Raw genomic sequence first — 21,851 nt, forward strand, 5'->3', positions numbered from 1 at the left:
TGATAGGCGTGTAGAGCGGGTTTGGTTGCTGCGGTCGGCGTCGATTGTAATTAAGATGGCTGAGTGTTTCTTCAAGGCAAGGTGCAAAACCGTGAGCGCGAACAACCCTCTTCTGCAATCGTACGACCTGCCACCCTTTTCGGCGATTCGTGCCGAGCATGTCAAACCTGCTATCGAACAGATCCTGGCGGATAACCGTGCCGCGATTGCCGACATCCTCGCCAAACAGGGTTCGACACCGACCTGGGCCGGGCTGGTGCTGACCATGGACGAGCTGAACGACCGCCTGGGCGCTGCCTGGAGCCCCGTCAGCCACCTCAATGCCGTGTGCAACAGCGCCGAGCTGCGCGAAGCGTATGAATCGTGCCTGCCGGCCTTGAGCGCCTACTCCACCGAGATGGGCCAGAACCGCGCACTGTTCCAGGCCTATGAAGCTCTGGCCAATGGCCCGGAAGCCGCCGGTTTCGACGTTGGCCAGAAGACCATTCTGGAGCAGTCACTGCGTGACTTCCGCCTGTCCGGTATCGATCTGCCGCCAGAGCAGCAGAAGCGTTACGCCGAAGTGCAGAGCAAACTGTCAGAGCTGGGCAGCCAGTTTTCCAACCAACTGCTCGATGCCACTCAGGCCTGGACCAAGCTGGTCGCCGATGAGTCCGCCCTCGCCGGCCTGACCGATTCTGCCAAACAGCAGATGGCCGCCGCCGCCAAGGCCAAGGATCTGGAAGGCTATCTGATCACGCTGGAATTCCCGAGCTACTACGCGGTGATGACCTACGCCGAAGACCGCGCACTGCGCGAAGAAGTCTATGCGGCGTACGCCACCCGCGCGTCGGATCAAGGCCCGAACGCGGGCAAGAACGACAACACGCCGGTCATGGAGCAGATCCTCGACCTGCGTCAGGAACTCGCGCAATTGCTCGGCTATGCCAACTACGCTGAACTGAGCCTGGCGACCAAGATGGCCGAGTCCAGCGATCAGGTGCTGAGCTTCCTGCGTGACCTGGCCAAGCGCAGCAAGCCGTTTGCTGCCCAGGATCTGGAGCAGCTCAAGGCTTATGCCGCCGAACAGGGCTGCCCGGATCTGCAAAGCTGGGACAGCGGTTTCTACGGCGAGAAGCTGCGCGAGCAGCGATACAGCGTTTCCCAGGAAATCCTGCGTGCCTACTTCCCTGTCGATAAGGTGCTCGGCGGTCTGTTCACCATCGTTCAGCGCCTGTACGGCATCGAGATTGCCGAGCAGAAAGGCTTCGACACCTGGCACCCGGATGTTCGTCTGTTCGAGATCAAGGAAAACGGCCAGCACGTCGGGCGCTTCTTCTTCGATCTGTACGCCCGCGCCAACAAGCGTGGTGGTGCCTGGATGGACGGCGCGCGTGACCGTCGCCGTACGGCGCAAGGCACGTTGCAAAGCCCGGTGGCCAATCTGGTGTGCAACTTCACGCCTGCTGTTGCCGGCAAGCCTGCGCTGCTGACGCACGACGAAGTGACCACGCTGTTCCACGAATTCGGTCACGGCCTGCATCACCTGCTGACCCGCGTCGAGCATGCCGGGGTATCCGGTATCAATGGCGTGGCCTGGGACGCCGTCGAGCTGCCGAGCCAGTTCATGGAAAACTGGTGCTGGGAGCCCGAAGGCCTGGCGCTGATCTCCGGTCATTACGAAACCGGCGAGCCACTGCCGCAGGATCTGCTGGAGAAGATGCTCGCTGCCAAGAACTTTCAGTCCGGCCTGATGATGGTGCGTCAGCTGGAGTTCTCGATGTTCGATTTCGAGCTGCACGCCACTCACGGTGACGGCCGCAGCGTGCTTGAGGTTCTGGAAGGCGTTCGTGATGAAGTCTCGGTGATGCGTCCGCCTGCCTACAACCGCTTCCCGAACAGCTTCGCGCACATCTTCGCAGGCGGTTACGCAGCCGGTTATTACAGCTACAAGTGGGCTGAAGTGCTGTCCGCCGATGCGTTCTCGAAATTCGAGGAAGATGGCGTGCTCAACGCTGAAACCGGACGCGCCTTCCGCGAAGCCATTCTGGCGCGTGGCGGTTCGCAGGCACCGATGGTGCTGTTCGTCGACTTCCGCGGACGCGAGCCGTCGATTGACGCATTGTTGCGTCACAGTGGCTTGAGTGAGGACGCGGCAGCATGACCGATACACCGGTAGTCATTACCAAGAAACGCTTTATCGCCGGGGCGGTGTGCCCGGCGTGCAGCGAGCCTGACAAACTGATGATGTGGAACGAAAACGACGTGCCGCATCGCGAGTGCGTGAGTTGCGGCTACAGCGATACGCTCAACGAGCAGGGTATTTCGATACCGAAGGAGTTGGGTACGCGGGTCAACAAGGCGGTGGTCAAACCGGCGGATCCCAAGGTTCAGGGTGTGCAATTCTTCCCGAATCCGAAGTTGAAGAAGCCGGTTGATTTGAGCGACTAGAGTCAATTATGTATGGGGGGCGGTAAACGCCCCCTCTCACACTATTAGTTAACTGGCTCTTCTGTACCCGTATCGTTGGTTTTTTCTTCTTTCGGCTTTATGGAAAGATTCATGACCGCATAGGCTTGGGCCAAGGCAAGTATTGCAGTGATGTCCTGGGTATTGGTGACACCGTCTTCGTTGATGTCGGCTCCACTTTTTACTGTGTCGAAACCTTTATCTTTATCGGACGCTGTTACATAAGCCATGCCATCCATCTTGTCTCCGTTCCAGTGTTGCACCAGTTTTTCGGAACACCGTCGCCTTCAAAATCTTCCATGGACAACCTGATTTCATAATTAGCCATGTTCTCAATCCTCTTTTATTGATTGAGATGCCAGTACTGCATACCTTTCCGGCACCTGCGTAAATCAGGTTTTATTACCAGGCGTCACCAATCGGCCAACTCAGCCACCTTCTTCCTGAAGGCCAGCGCCAGAACCGTCAGCACTTCCTCATCCCTGCCCAGTTCGCCGCGAATCTTGTGTTTTCCCCGCGGGTGCAGCCTGACCCAGGCGTGTTCCTGCAGGTCATCGTTTTCGTAAAATTCAATGGCTATTTCAGGATGGTCATGTTCCTCAATGTCTTCAGCCCACAACCGAATTTCATACTTGGCCATCACCCACCCCGTTGTCAGGTAAATGCGCCAGTACCCGATAGCCGAGTTGGCGTTTCGCTACACTAGGCCTGAAGAAAAAGGGCGTCTACTGGCAGAAGTAACAGGTGGTTTTTTGTACAGGGCGGGAAGTCAAGACGCAGAATCGCAACAACGCTGCGGGGGAAGCAGGGACAAGCGGTGAGCACCACTTGTCCCTGGCAGGCAAACGTCAGTCTGCCGTCTGCAGCCTGCGCTTCTCGGCCAGACGACTTCTGCCGTACAGCACTGCAATGGCAATCAGGGCGATCGCCTGTGCGCCGAGCGAGTACAGGTCGGCGTGAATGCCCAGCCAGTCGAACTCGAAGAACGGCACCGGCCGTGTGCCGAATATGCCCGCCTCCTGCAGCGCCTTGACGCCGTGACCGGCAAACACCACGGACAGTGCGCAGAGCAGCGCAGCATTGATGCCGAAGAACAGCGACAGCGGCAGCTTCGCCGAACCGCGCAGGATGACCCACGCCAGGCCCACGAGCAGCACCAGCGCCGTGGCACCGCCCGCCAGCACGGCATCGTGCCCGGCAGGGCCTGCCTGCAGCCACAGGGTTTCGTAGAACAGGATGACTTCGAACAGTTCGCGGTAGACCGAGAAGAATGCCAGCAGCGCGAAGCCGAAACGACCGCCGCCGCCGACCAGGCTGCTTTTGACGTAGTCCTGCCACGCAGCAGCGTGACGACGATCGTGCATCCACACCCCGAGCCAAAGCACCATCACACTGGCGAACAGCGCGGTGGCACCTTCCAGCAATTCACGTTGCGCGCCGCTGACGTCGATGACATACGCCGCGAGCGCCCAGGTGGCCAGCCCGGCCAGCAGCGCCAGGCCCCAGCCGATGTTGACGCTGCGTACGGCAGACTGCTGGCCGGTGTTGCGCAGAAACGCCAGAATCGCCGCCAGTACCAGAATCGCTTCCAGCCCTTCACGCAGCAGGATCAGCAGGCCCGAAATATAGCTCAGCGACAGGCTCAGGCCATCGCTGCCCAACAGGTCCGCTGATTCCTTGAGCTTGCCTTTGGCTGCTTCCAGCTTCTGCGCAACCTGAGGTAGCGGCATGCTGTCCTGCAAGGACTGCCGGTAAGCCATCAGGCTCTTTTCAGTATCTTTGCGCACATTGGCGTCGACGTTATCCAGCGAGCTTTCGACCAGCTCGAAACCCTCCAGATATGCCGCGACCGACAAATCATAGGCCTGCTCGCGATCACCAGCCTTGTAGGCTGCCAGGCTCTTGTCCAGCGTTACACTGGTGTAATCCAGCAGTTGCGCCGGGCCGCGCTGCACCTGAGGTGGCTGAGCGCGTTGGGCCCGGAAGGTGGCGGTAGCGTCCGGACCTTCGGCAGCCTGGACTTCGGCCGGCGTCTGGCGAGCCAGATCGGCGAGGTTGAAGGTCTTGGCTGGCTGGGCGACAGGTTGTGCGCTGAAGCTGGCGATATAGGTCGCGATGTCCCAGCGCTGGCGATCGTCCAGCTGGTCGGCGAACGCGGGCATATCGGTGCCGGCAATCCCCAGCCCGGTCGCGTTGTACAGATCGTAAAGACTCAGGCGATCCAGCCGCGCGGTATCCCGCAGGTTCGAGGGGGGCGGTTCCAGGCCGATGCCTGCCGGTCCATCACCTGCACCGCTGTCGCCATGGCACACCGAACAATGCTGAGCGTACAGGGGCGCGCCACGGGCGGGGTCCGGCGTAATGGCCGGGGCCTGACTGACCTCATAGGCAAGCGCGAGCTTCGCACTTAACTGCCGTGCCTGACGACTGACCTGCACAGCGTCCTGCCGACCCGCCACAGCGCTTTTCAACTGGGTTACCGCCTGCTCCAGAGCCTCACGCTCGGCGCGCTGTGGCAAGGCAATGACCAGGCCCTGCAACGCAGCCAGGTTATCGACCTGTTGCTGATATTTGACGGTGTCCACAACCTTGCCGTCCGCCACGGTCGCCGGATAATCGGCCCCCAGGTAATCGAGCAGATGCAGCGCCTGGGCTGCGCCCTCGACCGGGTCAGCCAGCGCAATGCAACTGCCCAACGCCAGGAGCGGCAACAGTAACCAGGCAAGAAAACGAGAATGGACGGGCATTGCAGAATCTCGACGGGAATGCGAAGCGTTGCATTGTTAACGCCGCAACGGCACTACTCAATAGTCGAGGTCCATTTTTGTTACTGAATCTTACGTTCAGCCTTCAGTCGCCCTGAGCAAAGCGGGTGTCTGCTCAGGGCTCGAGACCGACACGTTTCAGGCCGTACCGCGATGCAACGTCGCGAGGAAACCTGCCGCGCCCACGAACAGGCTGGCGAAGGTGCGATTCATGCGACGTTGCTGGCGAGGCGTCTTGAGCAGGCGCAGCACTTTGGAGGCCAGCCCGGTGTAGCCCGCCATCACGATCAGATCAACCACCACCATGGTCGCCGCGATGATCGCGTACTGGATGAGCAGCGGAGCGGCCGTGTCGATGAACTGTGGCAGGATCGCCAGAATGAAGATCAGCGCCTTGGGGTTGCTGATATTCACCAGAAAACCACGCAATACCAGTGTCATCGGTTTGCCTACCGGGCGCACGGCGGATTCATCGGCGAGGTCGGCTGGCAGGGCGCGCCATTGCTTGATGCCGAGATAGACCAGATACGCGACGCCGAACCACTTGATCAGCGTGAACGCCATATCGGAGGCCGCCAGCACTGCACCCAGACCTGCCGCGACAATGGCGATCTGTGCCACCAACGCAATCTGCAAGCCCAGGGCATTCCAGTAGCCACGCCAGAAGCCGTATTGCAGGCCGCAGGACATCGAAGCGATGGCGCCCGCGCCAGGAGACAGACTGATAATCCAGCAGGCCGCAAAAAAGCCCAGCCACGTTTCAAGCGCCATCGTGCACCTCAAGCAAAGTCGAATGCGCAATAAATTAGTGCTTAATGCTTTGCAAGGCTAACGATTTCTAGGGTCTTTACGAAAAGTCGGCGAGCGAAGGTCAGGCAAGGCAAAAACAGGCTAGGAACGGCCGGGGTCGCGTTCGACTCTACGTGTTGTAAATGAGCATTCCGATTGGACTCGCATCCGAGCCTGTTTTTAACGCAGCATCACCGAGCGCAGCCACTTTTCGTACAGACCCTAATCCTGCTCATCCGGCTGCTTTGCAACCACCATCTGCGGAAACAGATCGCTGCCGCGCCAGCGTCGCACCGACTTCTGGAAAAACTGGCTGTTGGGCACCTGAACCAATGCGCCACCGGCTTCCGGGGTCTCGATCAGCGTGGTGAACATCAGGTTGATGGCAACCACCCTGCCCTTCACGCCCGGCTTGTCCAGCGTATCGACCAGCTCGACCATGTCACCGATACGGAACGGGCCGATGGTGAAGATCAGAATGGCGCAGAGCAGGTTCGACAGCACGCTCCACATGGCGAAGAACGCCACTGCCGCAACGGCGACGAAGCCCGACAGTGCCGTCCACAGCACCGTGGCCGACACCCCGAGTCGGCCCAGGACGAGGACAAAGGCGCTGCCCATGATGAACCAGCGCAAGCCGCCGCGAACCGGCACCAGCAATTCTGGCGGCAACGGATAACGCTCGCCCAGACCGGTCAGAAAACCACCGACGATGCGTTGCAGTACGTAACCGGCCAACAGGATCAGCAAAATCTGCGCACCCACCAGCAGCGGTTCAAGCCAGTAAGCGGATACTGGCAAGCCCAACATGTCCATCACTTGCCTGCCTCGCTCACGACAATGCTTCCAGTTCGGCCTGCATTGACTCCAGCAGTTCCAAAGCGTGCATCCAGGCGTCTTCCAGCTCGGATTCACGCACTTTCAGCTTGGCCTGTTCGGCCAGCAGATCGCGCAGCTTGTCCTTGTTGGCCGCCTCGTAGTTGGTGCTGTCGGCCAGTGCTTCTTCGACCTTGGCGAGCTTTTCATTCACCAGTCCGAGATCACGCTCCAGCTTGTCGGCTTCGCGTTTGTGCGGCGCCAGTTGCTGACGCAAGGCCGCTGCCTGCTGACGCTGGGCTTTCTTGTCGGTCTTGTCGGCGTTGACGGGCGTGTTGCTGACCGGCGCGTTGCGCAGCCGGTAATCAGCCAGCCAGCGCGTGTAGTCATCCAGATCGCCGTCGAACTCCTGCACGCGGCCGTCGGCCACCAGCAGGAAGTCATCGGTCGTGCTCTTGAGCAAGTGCCGATCGTGAGACACCACCAGTACCGCGCCACCGAACTCCTGCAAGGCCATGGTCAGCGCCAGGCGCATTTCCAGGTCGAGGTGGTTGGTCGGTTCGTCGAGCAGCAACAGGTTGGGCTTTTCCCAGGCGATCAGCGCCAGCGCCAGACGGGCTTTCTCGCCACCGGAGAAATTCAGCACCGGCTCATCCAGACGCGCGCCACGGAAGTCGAAACCGCCAAGAAAATCGCGCAGCGTCTGTTCACGCTCAGTTGGTGCCAGGCGCTGCAAGTGCAGCAACGGCGTCGCCTTGGCGTCCAGTGAGTCGAGCTGATGCTGGGCAAAGTAGCCCACGGTGAGGTTTTCGCCACGCACCAGCCGACCGCTTTGCGGCTCAAGCTCGCCGGCGAGGTTTTTGATCAGCGTCGACTTGCCTGCGCCGTTCGGACCCAGCAGGCCGATGCGTGCGCCCGGCGTGAGTTGCAGCTTGACCTTCTCGAGGATGGTCTTGTCGCCATAACCCAGACGCGCGTCGGACAGGTCCAGCAGAGGGCTGGATATCTTGTCGGACTCACGGAAGACGAAGTTGAACGGTGAGTCGACATGCGCTGCGGACAGCTCTTCCATGCGCTCCAGCGCCTTGATCCGGCTTTGTGCCTGACGGGCCTTGGTGGCCTGAGCCTTGAAGCGCGCAATGTATTTTTCCATGTGCGCACGTTGCACCTGCTGCTTCTCGTAGGCCTGTTGCTGCTGGGCCAGACGTTCGGCACGAGCCCGCTCGAAGGCGCTGTAGCCGCCGCGGTACAAGGTGATCTTGCGCTGCTCGACATGGGCGATGTGATCGACCACGGCATCCAGAAAATCCCGGTCGTGGGAAATCAGCAGCAAGGTGCCGGGGTAACTCTTGAGCCAGTCTTCAAGCCACAGAATGGCGTCGAGGTCCAAGTGGTTGGTCGGTTCGTCGAGCAGCAGCAGGTCCGAGGGGCACATCAATGCCTGCGCCAGGTTCAGGCGCATACGCCAGCCACCGGAGAAACTGCCGACCTGACGCTCCATCTGCTCGTTGGTGAAGCCCAGCCCGGCCAGCAGCTTGCGAGCGCGTGCGTCGGCGGTGTAACCGTCGGCGCTGTCGAGCTCCGAATGCAGACGTGCCTGAGCGGCGCCGTCCTGCGCGGCTTCGGCCTCGGCCAGCGAGCTCTGTACTTCTCGCAGGCGCTCGTCGCCATCGAGCACGTAATCCACGGCCAGGCGTTCGAGTGTGTCGACCTCCTGGCGCATGTGCGCGATACGCCAGTCGGCGGGCAGCAGGCAGTCGCCGGCATCCGGCGTCAGCTCTCCACGCAACAGGGCAAACAGGCTGGATTTACCGGCGCCATTGGCACCGATCAGACCGGCTTTATGGCCGGCGTGCAGAGTCAGCTCGGCGTCTTCTAGCAGACGTTGCGGACCACGCTGTAAGGTAAGGCTTTGAAGTCGAATCATAATGGCGGCGGAGTCTACCAGCTTCGTCCTGAACAGGTGGATCACTATGCCTTCAGCGCTCTGGAGTTTCACCCTCGATTTCTACGCCCGGCCGGGTGTGGAACAGGCTTGTCTGACGCTGCAAGCCAACGGGGCCAACGTGTGCATGGTGCTTTGCGGGGTGTGGCTGGGCACGCGCGACGTGGCGTGTGACGCTCAGCGAGTGACGCAAATAAAGCAGTTGGCGACACCCTGGCATGACGATGTGGTGCGTCCGCTGCGGGATTTGCGTAACCAATGGCGTAATGCGGCGCTTGAAGATGCGTCGCTGACCCCATTACGGATGAAGGTCAAGGCGCTGGAACTGGAGGCCGAGCAGGGTCTGATGATGAAGCTTGAGGCACTGACCGGGGATTGGCCGGCAGGTGAGGCGAGGAATGCAGAGGAGTGGCTGCTCGAGCTTGCCGAAGGGGACGCAGAAAAAAACCGCGATGCGCTGCATGTGCTGCGCATCGCGGTTGGACTTGCCGTCGACCAGACTTAGGAAGCGCTGGTTGGCGTTGCGCCATTGGCAGGTGTTGCCGGTGCGGCGGCTGGCGCAGCAGGTGCAGGCGTTGTCGGCTTGGCTGCAGCAGCAGGTGCTGGCGTGGCCGGTTTGGCGGCGGCTGGCTTCGCTGCTGGCTTGACCGCAGGTTTGGCGACAGGCTTGGCCGCTGCTTTCACAGGTGCCTTGGCAGGTGCTTTGGCCGGTGCCTTGACGGGCGCTTTCACAGGCGCTTTCGCCGCAGGTTTGGCGGCCGCCGCTTTTGCTGCTGGTTTGGCAGCGCTGCTGGCGGTGGGCTTGGCAGCCGGCGCCTTGGTGGCAGCAGGCTTGGCCGCAGCCGGTTTGGCGGCAGTGGTCCTGGCTGCGACAGGCTTGGCTGCTGCAGTCGTGCGGGCGGCCGGTTTGGCAGCGGCTTTTACCGGGGCCTTGGCAGCAGCGGTTTTGACAGCTGGCTTGGCAACTGCGGAAGGCTTGGCTGCGGCTTTGGCGACTGGCTTGGCTGCGGCCGCTTTAACCGGCGCTTTGGCTGCGGTTTTTGCGGGAGCTTTGGCAGCGGGTGTCTTGGCAACAGGTGCCTTGGCGGCGGCTTTAGGCGCGACAGGTTTGGCGTCGCGAGTGGTCAGGATCTTGCCAACCGCCTCTTTCACGCGGCCAATACCCTGGGCCAGTTTCAGGCTTTCCTGTGCATCACGCTTGAGGTGCAGGATGTAAGTGCGGGTTTCAGTCTGACGATCCTTGAGAGCGTCCAGCAACTCTTCCAGCTCGGACACGGCACCTTTGGCCTTGGCCTGCGCCTTGGATTTTCCGGCAGTGGCAGCGTCCTGCAGCTTGATGCGGGAGTTGTGCAGTTTTTCCTGCGCCTTGCCGCGTTGTTTCTCAAGCTTGGCGAGCAGTTTCTCGGCATCAGCCAAGGCTTGGGAACAGGCGTCTTCCAGATGTTCAAGCAAGCTGCCCGATAATTGTTGGAGCAAATGCAACGGAGTATTTACTGGCTTCTTTTTGGCCGACATGACTTACCTCCTGGGTGACGAAATTGCGGCTCATACTAGGCTTCTGCGCGCATCGCCGCTAGGGCATCTTGACAGCATCCATGGGTCCCTGTTGCATACTGAGAGAAATGATTGCTCGACACGATGCAAAGGCATTGTGAAATTCACGTCACAAGACTCGTCACTACTCGCGCTGGCGCAGGCATAATCGCTGCCTTCCCAGGCCGGAGAGCATTAATGTCGCGCTACCTGTTAACGTCGTTGTTCCTCTTGCTTCCCCTGGCTCAGGCCGCCGAGGCGCCACCGGCGTCCAGTGACGGCCATGATCTCGCCTACAGCCTGGGTGCAAGCCTTGGCGAGCGGTTGCATCAGGAAGTCCCTGATCTGGACCTCAAGGCGTTGGTAGAAGGCTTGCAGCAGGCTTACCAGGGCAAGCCGCTGGCGCTCAAGCAGGACCGCATCGACCAGATTCTGCGCGAGCATGACGCCGCTATCGCCCAGGCCGAGACTGCCGGTACGGATGCGCCGACCGAGGCGGCCCTCAAGGCCGAGCGCACGTTCATGGACAGCGAGAAGGCCAAACCGGGTGTGAAGGTGATGGCTGACGGCATTCTCATGACCGAGCTGACCCCGGGTACCGGTCCCAAGCCCAGTGCCGATGGCCGGGTTGAAGTGCGTTATGTCGGTCGTTTGCCGGACGGCACGATCTTCGATCAGAGCACCCAGCCCCAGTGGTTCCGGCTCGACAGCGTGATCAGCGGCTGGACCAGCGCCTTGCAGAACATGCCGACCGGCGCGAAGTGGCGGCTGGTGATCCCTTCGGATCAAGCCTATGGCGCCGAGGGCGCTGGTGATCTGATTGATCCGTTTACACCGCTGGTATTTGAAATCGAGCTGGTTGCGGTTTCACAGTAAGCGGGCGTAAAACCGGCGTTCAGACATGCGAAAGGGTGCGATAAGCACCCTTGGCGTGTAGCGCAGTCACCGGCACGGTCACGCCTGAGCGGCGATCTCTTCCTTGTGCGAGTTGTGCAGCACTTCAATCAGGCAGTCTTCCAGCTCGAAACGCTCGTGCAGCAGTTGCCCCAGCTGATTGAATTCCCGGGCTACCACCGCCGCATCCGAGCAGTCGCCCTTTTCGCAGCGATCATTGAACGTCAGGGCAAACTTGGTGATGACGTCCAGACGTGGATAGATCGTGTCTGCCAGTTCGAGCCCACGCTCGTCATTGAACGCCCGGGCTTCATCACCCAGTTGTTCGTAAACTTCAAAGTGCCCGGCAGAGACGTAATCCACAAGAATCCCGCAGAAGTTCTGCAGGCCCTCGAGGTCGGCTGCCAGCGCTTCGGGCGTGTCGCCCAGCGCGTCATAGGCTTCGACCAGTTCGAGACGGCTTTGAAGCCAGCGATCGATCAGCTTGTTCACTCCGCCCCAGCGTTCCTGAGCATTCTGACAACTTTCCAGCATGGTCTTCTCTCTTCCCTTCAGGGGCATGCAGTCCTGTGCAGGTCCGGGTGATTAGCCGGGACCAAGCCTGATAAATGCGTCAGGACAGCATATTTCCAGTGACGCGTGCGGCCCAGATTATGCCCGCTCGACAAGGCCATCAAGGTACGCAGGAGATAAAGTTCATACAAGCGTTTAATAGCTGCCCCGATCTCTGGTCGCCAGCCAGTGGCTGAATTCGCTGAAAAGGGGATACAGCGGCAACAGCGCCAGACCCGTAAAACCCAGCAGACTCCACTCCGGCAGGCTGATACCGAACAGTGTCCAGGTGATTTCGGCGCAAAATAGCGCGTCGCTTCGCAGCCGGTCGATGCACATGTCCAGGGAGAGCAGGCTCAATACGTGCTCCAGTCTGGTAATAACAGGTATCAATTGATCGGCCGAGGCGGTCTGCAACCACACCTGTGTGCCTGCTGTGGCAAGCCCGGCCAGAGCGACCAGCAGAAGCGCCAGGCTGTAGCGCCGCGTGCCTGCCGGGCCAGGGGCGTGGCAGGCAGCGCAGAGCGCAAGTACGCCACAGACGATGAATGCAGCCCGTTGCACTATGCACAGCGCGCAAGGGTCGAGACCGACAGCTTGCTGCAGGTAAAAGGCGACGCCAATGATTGATGCACAGGCCAGCGATGCCAGGAAAAACAGAAAGCGTGTGCGAGCCAGATACATGGCAAATCCGTAACAAAGGACGAGACGATTACGGTAGAGGAAAGGGGGCGGCGCATTCAAGGTGGCGGCGTACGGATGCGTCGCTGTTTACCGAGGAAAAAGAACACACCGCCGCGTGGTTCTTTTACACATGTATGTAGGACGATTCTCACGCGTTGAATTTGACGGGTTGGCGAGGCAGCACGGAGAGCCCTCACCGAGGACTCTCCGCTGGATTCACGCCTTGGTCAGCACCGGCAAGGGGCGCGACAGGAGGCGCTCGTCGAGTAGGCCCAGGCCTTCCTGAAACAGCTGATTGCTGCGATCCGTCTCGCCCAGCTGGCCCAGTAGACGAGCCAGCTCGGCACAGGTTTCGGGATTGCGTTCCATACGCAGACTGCTCTCCAGATAATCCCGCGCCTTGCCCCACAAGCGGCCTTGCAGACAGATACGTCCCAGGCTCAGCAACAGGCTTGGATCAGCAGGATGGTGCTTGAGCCAGCCTTCCGCCGCTTGCAGCTGCTTCAACGGATCGGTGCCGCGAACCAGCCCGTACAGACGCGCCAGATGGCTGTTGTACTCGCGCTTGAGGGCGCTACGAAGCACCTCTTCAGCCTGGGCTTCGGCACCTAGACGGCGCAATTGATCGGCATACGCCAGCACCAGTTGAGGCTCCTGACGTTGCGCAGACCCCAGCCCTTGCCAGGCGCTTTCCAGTGAAGGCAGACCGGTCGGTGCGCCTTCGATGCCTTCACTGTACGCCGCCAGGCTCAGGTTCTCGCCCCAGGCGCGGCGTTCCAGCTCGGCCAGTTCCTTGGGGGGCAGGACCTTGTCCTTGCGCAGTTCCGGCATCAGACGGACAACATCGGACCAGTCACCACGTTGCTGATGCAGGCGTTGCAGCTGACGAAGCACCTGTGGGTTATGCGGATGACGCTCTTTCATGGCCAGCAGTGTGGTCAGCGCACCGTCGGTGTCACCACGGTCTTGCTGCAGTTGAGCGTGATTCAGGGCGATCGCCAACTCGGCTTGTGGCTGACGCTCGAGCGCGCGTTCCAGCAAGGCGTCGCAGTCTTCGTAGCGGCCCTGCTCGTTGGCAGCACGTGCGGCACCGATGTAGTAGAGCAGCGGATGAGTATCGGCTTCGGCCGCGCGTTGCAGATGACGTTGGGCGCTGGACCAGCGGCCCTCGGCAAGGTCCATCTGGCCTTGCTCGATGGCTATTTGCACGCGACGACGGCGGTTGCGACGCGACCATGGGTTGACCACGCGGCCTGAGGTCGTCAGCAGGCTGATCAGCAGCCTCAGCAGCGCGATCACCAGCAGCGCAACGACCAGCAGCGCCAGGGTCGCCCACAGGCTCGATTCATAGCGGAAGTTCTGATAGGCGATCAGGACATAGCCGGAATGCTCGGCGACGGCGACCCCGATCAGCGCCGCAGCGGCGATCGCGATGAATAACAGCACATAGAAGCGCTTCATCGGCTGGTCCCCTGTTGCGCCTCGGCTGGCTGGCCGGCAGCGTGACGGCGTTCAAGGTAGGCCTGCACGGCGCTCAGGGTCGGTGCCAGATCCGGTGTCTTCACCGATACCGGCTGGCTGGCGACAGCATCAAGCCCCTGGCCGAGTGCCTTGCCCTGTGGGTCGTCCTGATCGAAGTTGGCTTTCAGAACGCTTTGCGCTTCGGTGATGGCCTTGGAATAAACCTCGGGCTCGCCGTTAAGCGCTGCCCACTGCGCCTGCTCCAACGCCAGGCTCAGGGCCAGGCGTACCTGCGAAAGGCTCTGGCCGGCGAGTACCGGGCGGATGTCCTTGTCGGCGTTGAAGTCGATGCGGAAGTAATGGGAGATCTCGTCCCACCACTGCGTCCACCGGCTGGTTTCGGTCTTGTCGGCGGTCAGCCCCATAAGCGACTCGCCTTTGTCTTCGTATTCGGGAGCCAGCTTGTTGAGCTGCACAGCCTGCTCACGCAATGCCGCCAGTTGTAGAAACAGCCCCGTGCGGTCCGGCTGCTCGACGCTGCGCAGGGCGGCAAGGCTCTTGGCCAGTTGCTCGCGGGCAGCGAATGAGCCTGGATCGTCCTGCTCACGCAGAATTTCGTCGGCTCCCTGAACCAGCGCTTGCGCACTGTTGATGTCCTGCAGCGCTGAAAGGCGCAGGCTGGCCAGACGCAGCAGATGCTCGGCCTCGGCCAGACGCCAGTCCTTGCGGCTCGCCCCCAGCACGGTTTCGAGTCGCTGGCTGAGGCGCTGCTGATCGCCTTGCAGTTGCGCGACCAGACGTCGGCTGTCTTCCAGCTGATTGGCGGGCGGGAATTGTGCGATGCGTGCGCTCAGTTGCTGGTCATTCTGCGCCAGCACCAGGGTCTGTTCCGCGATGTCCTCGACCTGCCCGCGCTGTTGCTGATGCCCGGCCTGTAACATGCGCAGTTGCCAGACTCCCCAGCCGGCGACGGCGATACCGGCAATTGCCAGCAGCAAGGCCAGGAACACCAGGCCACTGTTGCGGCTGCCGGTGCGCTCGGTGCGGACTGGCTCAGGCTTGGATGCAGGCGTTTTCAACACCGATTCTTCGTCTTTAGGCAAGGCTGTTTCGCTCACGTATCCCATCCTTTGCATTTTGGCGTAATAGCGTAAACGACAGGTGTCGATCATTACGCCTTGACGGCAGGCTGAGGTTGTTCCCGCAACGCTGCCAGCAATGCCGCGGCGCTGGCGCCACGACAATCAATAACGGTCCTTGCTCCGGCTGCCCGCGCAATGCTGGCAACCCGGGGGCTCGGTACAAACAGCGGTAGATCGGCCAGGTCCGGCCATGAATCCCCCGCCAACTGAAGCAAATGTTCAAAACCCTGCCCACTGCTGACCACCAGCCCGTTCAAGCGTTCCACCGCGACACGTTGCGCAAGGGCGCCGGGCGCATGCTGCGGCAGGTAGCGACGATACAGCGGCAGGTAATCAACGCCCACCCCCAGCCCGCGCAGTTGCTCGGCCAACAGTTCGCGCCCCTCGTCACCGCGCATGATCAACACACGGCTTCCCGGTACGGCAATCGCCTGTTTGAGGCGCGGCAGTTCAAGCAAGGCTTCGCTGTCGTCGCCCTGCTCCGGCCAGCTCGCATCGAGCCCGTAATCGAGCAGTATCTGCCCGGTTGCTGAACCCACACTGAACCAGGGTTGCAAGGGCGGCTGCGGCCATACTTCGTCGATCAGCTCGATGGCCAGTCGCGCGGCAGGTTTGCTGACCACGATCACTGCACAATAATTGAGCAGCTCGAAAATGATCGAACGCTGTGCAGGCGTCAAGGGCAACGGCTCGGTTTCAAGCAGGGGCAGACTGCTGCTGAAGATACCGTCCTCGGCCAGCACCCTGGCCAGCGCTGTCGACTCTTCGGCCGGGCGGGTCAGCAGCAGACGCCAGCCACTCATTCGTTATTGGCCTCGCCGTAGACCGCTTTCAGGATGTCGGCGGCGCCCTGCTCCAGCAGCGCTTCGGCCACCTGCACACCCAACGCCTGGGCGGATGTCTGAGGTGCCCGGGCATCCGCGTGCAGCAACACGCTGCCGGATGGATCGCCTACCAGGCCGCGCAACCAGACGTCATCGCCTTCCAGCACGGCGTAGCAAGCGATCGGCACCTGACAGCCACCGTTGAGGTGCTTGTTCAGTGAGCGCTCGGCAATCACGCGCACGGCGGTGTCTTCGTGATGCAGAGGGGCAAGCAGCGCATGAATTTCGGCGTCGACGCTGCGGCATTCGATACCCACCGCGCCCTGGCCGCCGGCTGGCAGGCTGTCATCGACGCTGATCGCCGAGGTGATACGGTCTTCGAAACCCAGGCGGATCAGGCCAGCGGCAGCGAGGATGATGGCGTCGTACTCACCGGCATCCAGTTTGGCCAGACGGGTATTGACGTTGCCGCGCAGGAAACGGATCTGCAGATCGGGTCGGCGCGCCAGCAATTGGGCCTGACGGCGCAGGCTGGAGGTGCCGACAATGCTGCCCGCCGGCAACTGATCCAGGCTGGCAAAGGTGTTGGAGACGAATGCATCGCGCGGATCTTCACGCTCGCAGATGCAGAACAGGCCCAGGCCTTGTGGAAAGTCCATTGGCACGTCTTTCATCGAGTGCACGGCGATGTCGGCGTTGTTCTCTAGAAGCGCGGTTTCCAGTTCCTTGACGAACAGACCTTTGCCACCGATTTTCGACAGCGGGGAGTCGAGCAGTTTGTCGCCACGGCTGACCATGGGCACCAGCGTCACGATCAGGCCGGGGTGGGCCTGTTCCAGGCGAGCCTTGACGTATTCGGCCTGCCAGAGTGCCAGCGCGCTTTTGCGAGTGGCGATGCGGATTTCGCGAGAGGACATTGAACAATCCGTACTGAGTGAATGCGACGGATAATAACAGCTCAATCTCGGTCGGGGCGGCTTCGGCGCCGATTGGAACTTGCTTCAGACACCAAGCCGATCAATCAAACGGCAGTGCCTGAGGGGCGCATGGGGAAGGCGGCCCGCAGGCCAGCCGAAAAACACATGGATCCGGGATTCTCCCCGTTCCATGTATCGGCCTGGGCGCAGAGGCTCCAGAGCGGCCAAGCGCTAGAGCTGCTGCATCATTTTGCGGACTCCGGCGACGTGGCGGCGGCTGACGATCAGTGCATCGCCATTGAGCCCTCTGAGGAACAGCTGGAAATGCCCCAGCGGGGTGCGCTGCAACCGTTCTATTCGCTCGCGGGCCACCAGCGCATTGCGGTGAATGCGCACGAAACGGTCGCCGAACTCGTCTTCCAGCGCCTTGAGCGGTTCGTCCAGCAGCACTTCGCCGCCCTCGTGACGCAAGGTCACGTACTTGTGATCGGCGATAAAGTAGATCACCTGATCCAGGGGAATCAGCTCGATGCCTTTGCGGGTACGCGCGCTGATGTGGCTGCGTGGCCCTGATCCGCTTTCGGCAGCCGGGCGGGTCAACGCCGCCAGTTGCACACGGTTTGGCCGCTCGGCCTTTTTCAACGCATCGATAAGGTGCTCGGGACGCACTGGCTTGACCAGATAGCCGACCGCACTGACCTGGAAAGCTTCCAGGGCGAACTCATCATGGGCGGTGCAAAAGACCACTGCAGGCGGTGCTTCGCGCTCGCACAGTCGCGCTGCGACCTGCAGGCCATCGAGACCCGGCATGCGGATATCGAGCAGCACTACGTCCGGTTTGTGGGTTTCGATCAGCGCCAAGGCTTCTTCGCCATTGGAAGCGCTGGGTTCCAGTACTCGATAACCCTCGATTTCATTGACCATGCGGCTCAATCGCTCGCGGGCCAGGGGTTCGTCATCAACGATCAGGACATTCATATAGCTCTGGCTTCCTGCGTGAGTCTCGCACAAGGATAGCGTAGACAGGTGTAGTGACGACCGTCACGGCGCTCCACGCTCAGACTGGCATGCGGGCCAAAAAGTGCCGCAATTCGTGCGCCTATATTCGTCAGAGCTTGCTGAGTACCGTTGGAAGTCTGCCGATTGGCAACTTCTTCATAGGGATTGCTGACGCTCAATATGAACTCTCCCCCTTCATAGTTCGCTTCGACTGTTACAACGCCCCCTTCAACCCGCGGAGCAATGCCATAAATCAAAGCGTTTTCAAGTAATGGCTGCAAGGTTAGCTGGGGGATTGGCAAGTCATCGGGAATTGCACTCACCCTCCAGTCCAACTGTAGACGCTCGCCAAGACGATATTGCTCAATCGATAAATATCGTTTTGCCAATGCCAGCTCCTCACCCCATGTCACCAGGCTGCCCGGCTTGGCCAGACTGGCGCGAAACAGGTCCGAAAGATCCAGCACCGCCTGCTCGGCCTTGACCGGGTCGCTGGCCACCAGACTGGCGATACTGTTGAGTGTGTTGAAGAGGAAATGCGGGCGGATGCGCGCCTGCAGCGATTCGATCCTGGCGCGCAGTTCGCCCTGTTGCTGCTTGCGCCACTGACTCTGCAGATAGAAGTAGCGCAGCATCAGGGCCGACATGATCAGGGCGATCGTCGAGTAGCGCAGATAACGCTCGACCATGCCACTGACCGAAATTCGCCCGGTAAGCTGACAGACATCGGTAACGGCTGTGCACAACAGCGTCAGGCCGACCACCAAAAGGCAGCTGAGCATGCCCGCCAGGCCCGGCGTCAATCGCGCCAGCCAAGGCCGCAACCCGCACAGCAGCGCTGCGGACAGTAGCACGATCCATTGCACAAACAGCGACATCAACGCCAGGCGTACCCAGTCGAAGCCGCTGCGCATCGGTTCTACCAGCACCAGAACCAGTACCAGCAGCTCCGCCAGCACGACGAGCACCAGCAATGCCTGCGGCAGGCACAGTTCAGGGAGGAAAAAGTCTTTGCCGGGCGCGGGCCGGGCATCGTGTTTCACAGGTTCGATTCGCATGGCTCCAGTCTCTGCCCTGGCCTTGTCAGCGGCAAGCTGTCCGGGGATAAAAATGCATCAACCCTGTTATCATCGCGTTCGTTCTTGTGCCAGGTATCGGGCACGTCACTTTCAGTCAGCAACGAGCGAATCCATGAGCACCGACAAGACCAACCAGTCCTGGGGCGGCCGCTTCAGTGAACCCGTCGACGCGTTTGTCGCGCGTTTCACCGCCTCCGTCACCTTCGATCAACGCCTGTATCGCCACGACATCATGGGCTCCATCGCCCACGCCACAATGCTGGCCAAGGTGGGCGTACTGACCGACGCCGAGCGCGATACTATTGTTGACGGCCTGAACACCATCCAGGCCGAGATCGAGGCTGGCCAGTTCGACTGGCGCGTCGATCTGGAAGACGTGCACATGAACATTGAAGCACGCCTGACCGACCGAATCGGTATCACCGGCAAGAAGCTGCACACCGGTCGCAGCCGCAACGATCAGGTCGCCACCGATATCCGTCTGTGGCTGCGCGACGAAATCGACCTGATCCTCAGCGAAATCACCCGTCTGCAGCAAGGCCTGCTGGGCCAGGCCGAGCGTGAAGCTGAAACCATCATGCCCGGTTTTACCCACTTGCAGACGGCCCAGCCGGTAACATTCGGTCACCATATGCTGGCCTGGTTCGAAATGCTCAGCCGCGACTACGAGCGTCTGGTCGACTGCCGCAAGCGTCTCAACCGCATGCCGTTGGGCAGTGCGGCGCTGGCGGGCACCACCTACCCGATCGACCGCGAGCTGACCTGCACACTGCTGGGCTTCGACGTGGTGGGCGGCAACTCGCTGGACGGCGTATCGGATCGCGACTTCGCCATCGAATTCTGCTCGGCTGCGTCCATCGCCATGATGCACCTGTCGCGCTTTTCGGAAGAGCTGGTGCTGTGGACCAGTGCGCAGTTCCAGTTCATCGACCTGCCGGACCGCTTCTGCACCGGCAGCTCGATCATGCCGCAAAAGAAAAACCCCGATGTCCCTGAGCTGGTTCGCGGCAAGAGCGGCCGTGTGTTCGGTGCCTTGATGGGCCTGCTGACCCTGATGAAAGGCCAGCCGCTGGCGTACAACAAGGACAACCAGGAAGACAAGGAACCGCTGTTCGACGCCGCGGACACCCTGCGTGATTCGTTGCGTGCGTTCGCCGACATGATTCCTGCGATCAAGCCCAAGCACGCAATGATGCGTGAAGCGGCGCTGCGCGGTTTCTCGACCGCCACCGATCTGGCCGACTACCTGGTCCGTCGTGGTCTGCCGTTCCGTGACTGCCACGAAATCGTCGGTCACGCAGTGAAATACGGTGTGGAAACCGGCAAGGACCTGGCAGAGATGAGCCTGGAAGAGCTGCGTCAGTTCAGCAACCAGATCGAACAGGACGTCTTCGCCGTGCTGACCCTGGAAGGCTCGGTGAATGCCCGTAACCACATCGGCGGCACCGCCCCCGAACAGGTCCGCGCTGCCGTGGTTCGCGGCCAGGAACTGCTGGCCGGTCGCTGAACATACCCCGTACAGCCCCTGATGACGCGGAGCATTGGCACGATAGAAATCTCGAGGTTTTCATCGTTCCCATGCTCCGCGTGGGAATGCTGTTCTGGACGCTCTGCGTCCTATCCTGAATGTGCGCCGCAGAGCGTCACAAAACGACCGTGTTCTCGTGCACCTATCGTTCCTGCAACTCTTTCAGCACCTGCCGATTTCCCTCCAGCGCACCCCGCCGCTATCATCCCCGCTTCTTGTGGGGGACTTATCCGATGCTCAATGGCCTGTGGCTTGGTTTTTTTGTCGTGGCGACGATTTCCGCGCTGGTGCAGTGGCTGGTAGGCGGCAACGCCGGCATTTTTGCCGCGATGGTCGAAAGTATCTTTGCCATGGCCAAGCTGTCGGTCGAGGTCATGGTGCTGCTGTTCGGCACGCTGACTCTATGGCTGGGCTTTTTGCGCATCGCCGAGAAGGCCGGCATCGTCGACTGGCTGGCCAAGGTCCTCGGGCCGCTGTTTCTGCGCTTGATGCCGGAAGTGCCGCCCGGCCACCCTGCGCTGGGGCTGATCACCCTCAACTTCGCTGCCAATGCGCTGGGCCTCGACAACGCCGCCACGCCGATCGGCCTGAAGGCCATGCGCTCGCTGCAGGAACTCAACCCCAGCAAGACCGCCGCCAGTAACGCGCAGATCCTGTTTCTGGTGCTCAACGCCTCATCCCTGACCCTGCTGCCGGTGACGATCTTCATGTACCGCGCCCAGCAAGGTGCGCCTGACCCGACCCTGGTATTCCTGCCGATCCTGCTGGCCACCAGTGTCTCGACCATCGTCGGCCTGCTGTCGGTCGCATTCATGCAGCGTCTGCGTCTGTGGGACCCGGTGGTGCTCGCCTACCTCATCCCCGGCGCCCTGCTGCTGGGCACATTCATGGCCTTTCTCGGCACGCTGTCGGCGGCTGCGCTGGCGGGTCTGTCGTCGATTCTGGGCAACCTCACGCTATTCGGCCTGATCATGATGTTTCTGATCATCGGCACGCTACGCAAGGTGCTGGTCTACGAGGCCTTTGTCGAAGGTGCGAAGGAAGGTTTCGACGTCGCCAAGAGCCTGTTGCCTTATCTGGTCGCCATGCTCTGTGCGGTGGGCGTGCTGCGCGCATCCGGCGCGCTGGACTTCGGTCTGGAAGGCATTCGGCATCTGGTGCAGTGGCTGGGCCTGGACACGCGCTTCGTCGATGCGCTGCCGACCGCGATGGTCAAACCCTTCTCGGGCAGCGCCGCCCGTGCCTTGTTGATCGAAACCATGCAGACCCAAGGCGTGGACAGCTTCGCTGCATTGGCCGCTGCCACGATTCAGGGCAGCACCGAGACCACGTTCTACGTACTTGCCGTGTACTTCGGCGCCGTGGGCATTCAGCGCGCTCGCCATGCTGTGGGCTGCGCGCTGCTGGCCGAGTTTTCCGGTGTCGTGGCCGCGATCTTCGTCTGCTACTGGTTCTTCGGCGCGACCGCCACCTGA

General features: G+C 61.1%; 21 protein-coding genes. 6 read left to right on the plus strand and 15 right to left on the minus strand.

The window, feature by feature from the left end; all coding sequences use genetic code 11:
* Positions 1 to 55: 55 nt before the first annotated feature.
* Both prlC and JOE39_RS19860 read left to right on the plus strand, forming a co-directional pair.
* Positions 56 to 2,143, plus strand: coding sequence for an oligopeptidase A (gene prlC, locus JOE39_RS19855; protein WP_161421553.1), 2,088 nt, complete (start codon positions 56 to 58; stop codon positions 2,141 to 2,143).
* Complete coding sequence (locus JOE39_RS19860; protein WP_210078392.1) at positions 2,140 to 2,430, plus strand: YheV family putative zinc ribbon protein; 291 nt, start codon at positions 2,140 to 2,142, stop codon at positions 2,428 to 2,430. Before prlC ends, JOE39_RS19860 begins: the two co-directional genes overlap by 4 nt.
* A 44-nt stretch (positions 2,431 to 2,474) precedes the next feature.
* Here JOE39_RS19860 and JOE39_RS19865 read toward each other — a convergent pair whose 3' ends face one another.
* The 6 genes from JOE39_RS19865 to JOE39_RS19890 all read right to left on the minus strand — a co-directional run bounded on the left by JOE39_RS19865 (position 2,475) and on the right by JOE39_RS19890 (position 8,745).
* Positions 2,475 to 2,687, minus strand: coding sequence for a hypothetical protein (locus JOE39_RS19865; RefSeq protein ID WP_245227495.1), 213 nt, complete (start codon positions 2,685 to 2,687; stop codon positions 2,475 to 2,477).
* 173 nt (positions 2,688 to 2,860) lie between these two features.
* Positions 2,861 to 3,088: a hypothetical protein gene (locus JOE39_RS19870; RefSeq protein WP_003437135.1), complete on the minus strand. Its 228-nt coding sequence runs from the start codon at positions 3,086 to 3,088 to the stop codon at positions 2,861 to 2,863.
* A 208-nt stretch (positions 3,089 to 3,296) separates the two neighbouring features.
* A complete protein-coding gene (locus JOE39_RS19875) occupies positions 3,297 to 5,195 on the minus strand; it encodes an FTR1 family protein (protein ID WP_096113454.1) in 1,899 nt (632 codons plus the stop codon).
* Positions 5,196 to 5,351: 156 nt separating this feature from the next.
* Positions 5,352 to 5,984, minus strand: coding sequence for a LysE family transporter (locus tag JOE39_RS19880; RefSeq protein ID WP_003421569.1), 633 nt, complete (start codon positions 5,982 to 5,984; stop codon positions 5,352 to 5,354).
* Between the two features lie 240 nt (positions 5,985 to 6,224).
* Positions 6,225 to 6,818, minus strand: a complete 594-nt coding sequence (locus JOE39_RS19885) for a mechanosensitive ion channel family protein (RefSeq protein WP_003421571.1) — start codon at positions 6,816 to 6,818, stop codon at positions 6,225 to 6,227.
* 16 nt (positions 6,819 to 6,834) lie between these two features.
* Positions 6,835 to 8,745: an ATP-binding cassette domain-containing protein gene (locus tag JOE39_RS19890; RefSeq protein ID WP_004403512.1), complete on the minus strand. Its 1,911-nt coding sequence runs from the start codon at positions 8,743 to 8,745 to the stop codon at positions 6,835 to 6,837.
* A gap of 46 nt (positions 8,746 to 8,791) precedes the next feature.
* On the opposite strand from JOE39_RS19890, the gene JOE39_RS19895 reads away from it, so the two are divergent.
* The gene (locus JOE39_RS19895) at positions 8,792 to 9,268 is read left to right on the plus strand and encodes a TIGR02444 family protein (protein WP_010423130.1); all 477 of its coding nucleotides are present in this window, start codon (positions 8,792 to 8,794) and stop codon (positions 9,266 to 9,268) included.
* Here the strand turns inward: JOE39_RS19895 and JOE39_RS19900 are convergent.
* Entirely contained in the window at positions 9,265 to 10,278 is a 1,014-nt protein-coding gene (locus tag JOE39_RS19900; RefSeq protein WP_024665418.1) for an AlgP family protein, read from the minus strand. The two genes, JOE39_RS19895 and JOE39_RS19900, sit on opposite strands and share 4 nt — an antisense overlap.
* 216 nt (positions 10,279 to 10,494) lie before the next feature.
* Between JOE39_RS19900 and JOE39_RS19905 the strand changes: the two genes are divergently transcribed.
* Positions 10,495 to 11,172, plus strand: coding sequence for an FKBP-type peptidyl-prolyl cis-trans isomerase (locus JOE39_RS19905; protein WP_003340040.1), 678 nt, complete (start codon positions 10,495 to 10,497; stop codon positions 11,170 to 11,172).
* Between the two features lie 78 nt (positions 11,173 to 11,250).
* On the opposite strand, the gene JOE39_RS19910 is transcribed toward JOE39_RS19905, so the two are convergent.
* From JOE39_RS19910 to JOE39_RS19945, 8 genes are all read right to left on the minus strand, one after another.
* The gene (locus tag JOE39_RS19910; protein WP_003340038.1) at positions 11,251 to 11,724 is read right to left on the minus strand and encodes an Rsd/AlgQ family anti-sigma factor; all 474 of its coding nucleotides are present in this window, start codon (positions 11,722 to 11,724) and stop codon (positions 11,251 to 11,253) included.
* Between the two features lie 174 nt (positions 11,725 to 11,898).
* A complete protein-coding gene (locus JOE39_RS19915) occupies positions 11,899 to 12,426 on the minus strand; it encodes a disulfide bond formation protein B (protein ID WP_010423154.1) in 528 nt (175 codons plus the stop codon).
* Between the two features lie 216 nt (positions 12,427 to 12,642).
* A complete protein-coding gene (locus JOE39_RS19920) occupies positions 12,643 to 13,887 on the minus strand; it encodes a heme biosynthesis protein HemY (RefSeq protein WP_004403524.1) in 1,245 nt (414 codons plus the stop codon).
* The gene (locus JOE39_RS19925) at positions 13,884 to 15,005 is read right to left on the minus strand and encodes a uroporphyrinogen-III C-methyltransferase (RefSeq protein ID WP_032659634.1); all 1,122 of its coding nucleotides are present in this window, start codon (positions 15,003 to 15,005) and stop codon (positions 13,884 to 13,886) included. Before JOE39_RS19925 ends, JOE39_RS19920 begins: the two co-directional genes overlap by 4 nt.
* Positions 15,006 to 15,058: 53 nt before the next feature.
* On the minus strand, positions 15,059 to 15,832 hold the full coding sequence (locus JOE39_RS19930; protein ID WP_003421578.1) for a uroporphyrinogen-III synthase: 774 nt from the start codon (positions 15,830 to 15,832) through the stop codon (positions 15,059 to 15,061).
* Positions 15,829 to 16,770 (minus strand): hydroxymethylbilane synthase, encoded by a 942-nt coding sequence (gene hemC / locus JOE39_RS19935; protein WP_004403536.1) that lies wholly within the window; start codon positions 16,768 to 16,770, stop codon positions 15,829 to 15,831. Before hemC ends, JOE39_RS19930 begins: the two co-directional genes overlap by 4 nt.
* Before the next feature lie 231 nt (positions 16,771 to 17,001).
* Positions 17,002 to 17,748, minus strand: coding sequence for a LytTR family DNA-binding domain-containing protein (locus tag JOE39_RS19940; protein ID WP_003421579.1), 747 nt, complete (start codon positions 17,746 to 17,748; stop codon positions 17,002 to 17,004).
* Positions 17,745 to 18,827 (minus strand): sensor histidine kinase, encoded by a 1,083-nt coding sequence (locus JOE39_RS19945; RefSeq protein ID WP_024693521.1) that lies wholly within the window; start codon positions 18,825 to 18,827, stop codon positions 17,745 to 17,747. Before JOE39_RS19945 ends, JOE39_RS19940 begins: the two co-directional genes overlap by 4 nt.
* A gap of 133 nt (positions 18,828 to 18,960) precedes the next feature.
* Here JOE39_RS19945 and argH point away from each other — a divergent pair, with 133 nt between their 5' ends.
* Positions 18,961 to 20,355, plus strand: a complete 1,395-nt coding sequence (argH, locus tag JOE39_RS19950; protein ID WP_003421581.1) for an argininosuccinate lyase — start codon at positions 18,961 to 18,963, stop codon at positions 20,353 to 20,355.
* Between the two features lie 254 nt (positions 20,356 to 20,609).
* On the plus strand, positions 20,610 to 21,851 hold the full coding sequence (locus JOE39_RS19955; protein WP_003367703.1) for a spore maturation protein: 1,242 nt from the start codon (positions 20,610 to 20,612) through the stop codon (positions 21,849 to 21,851).

It is taken from the genome of Pseudomonas sp. PvP100 (assembly GCF_017833055.1).
Lineage (GTDB): Bacteria > Pseudomonadota > Gammaproteobacteria > Pseudomonadales > Pseudomonadaceae > Aquipseudomonas > Aquipseudomonas syringae.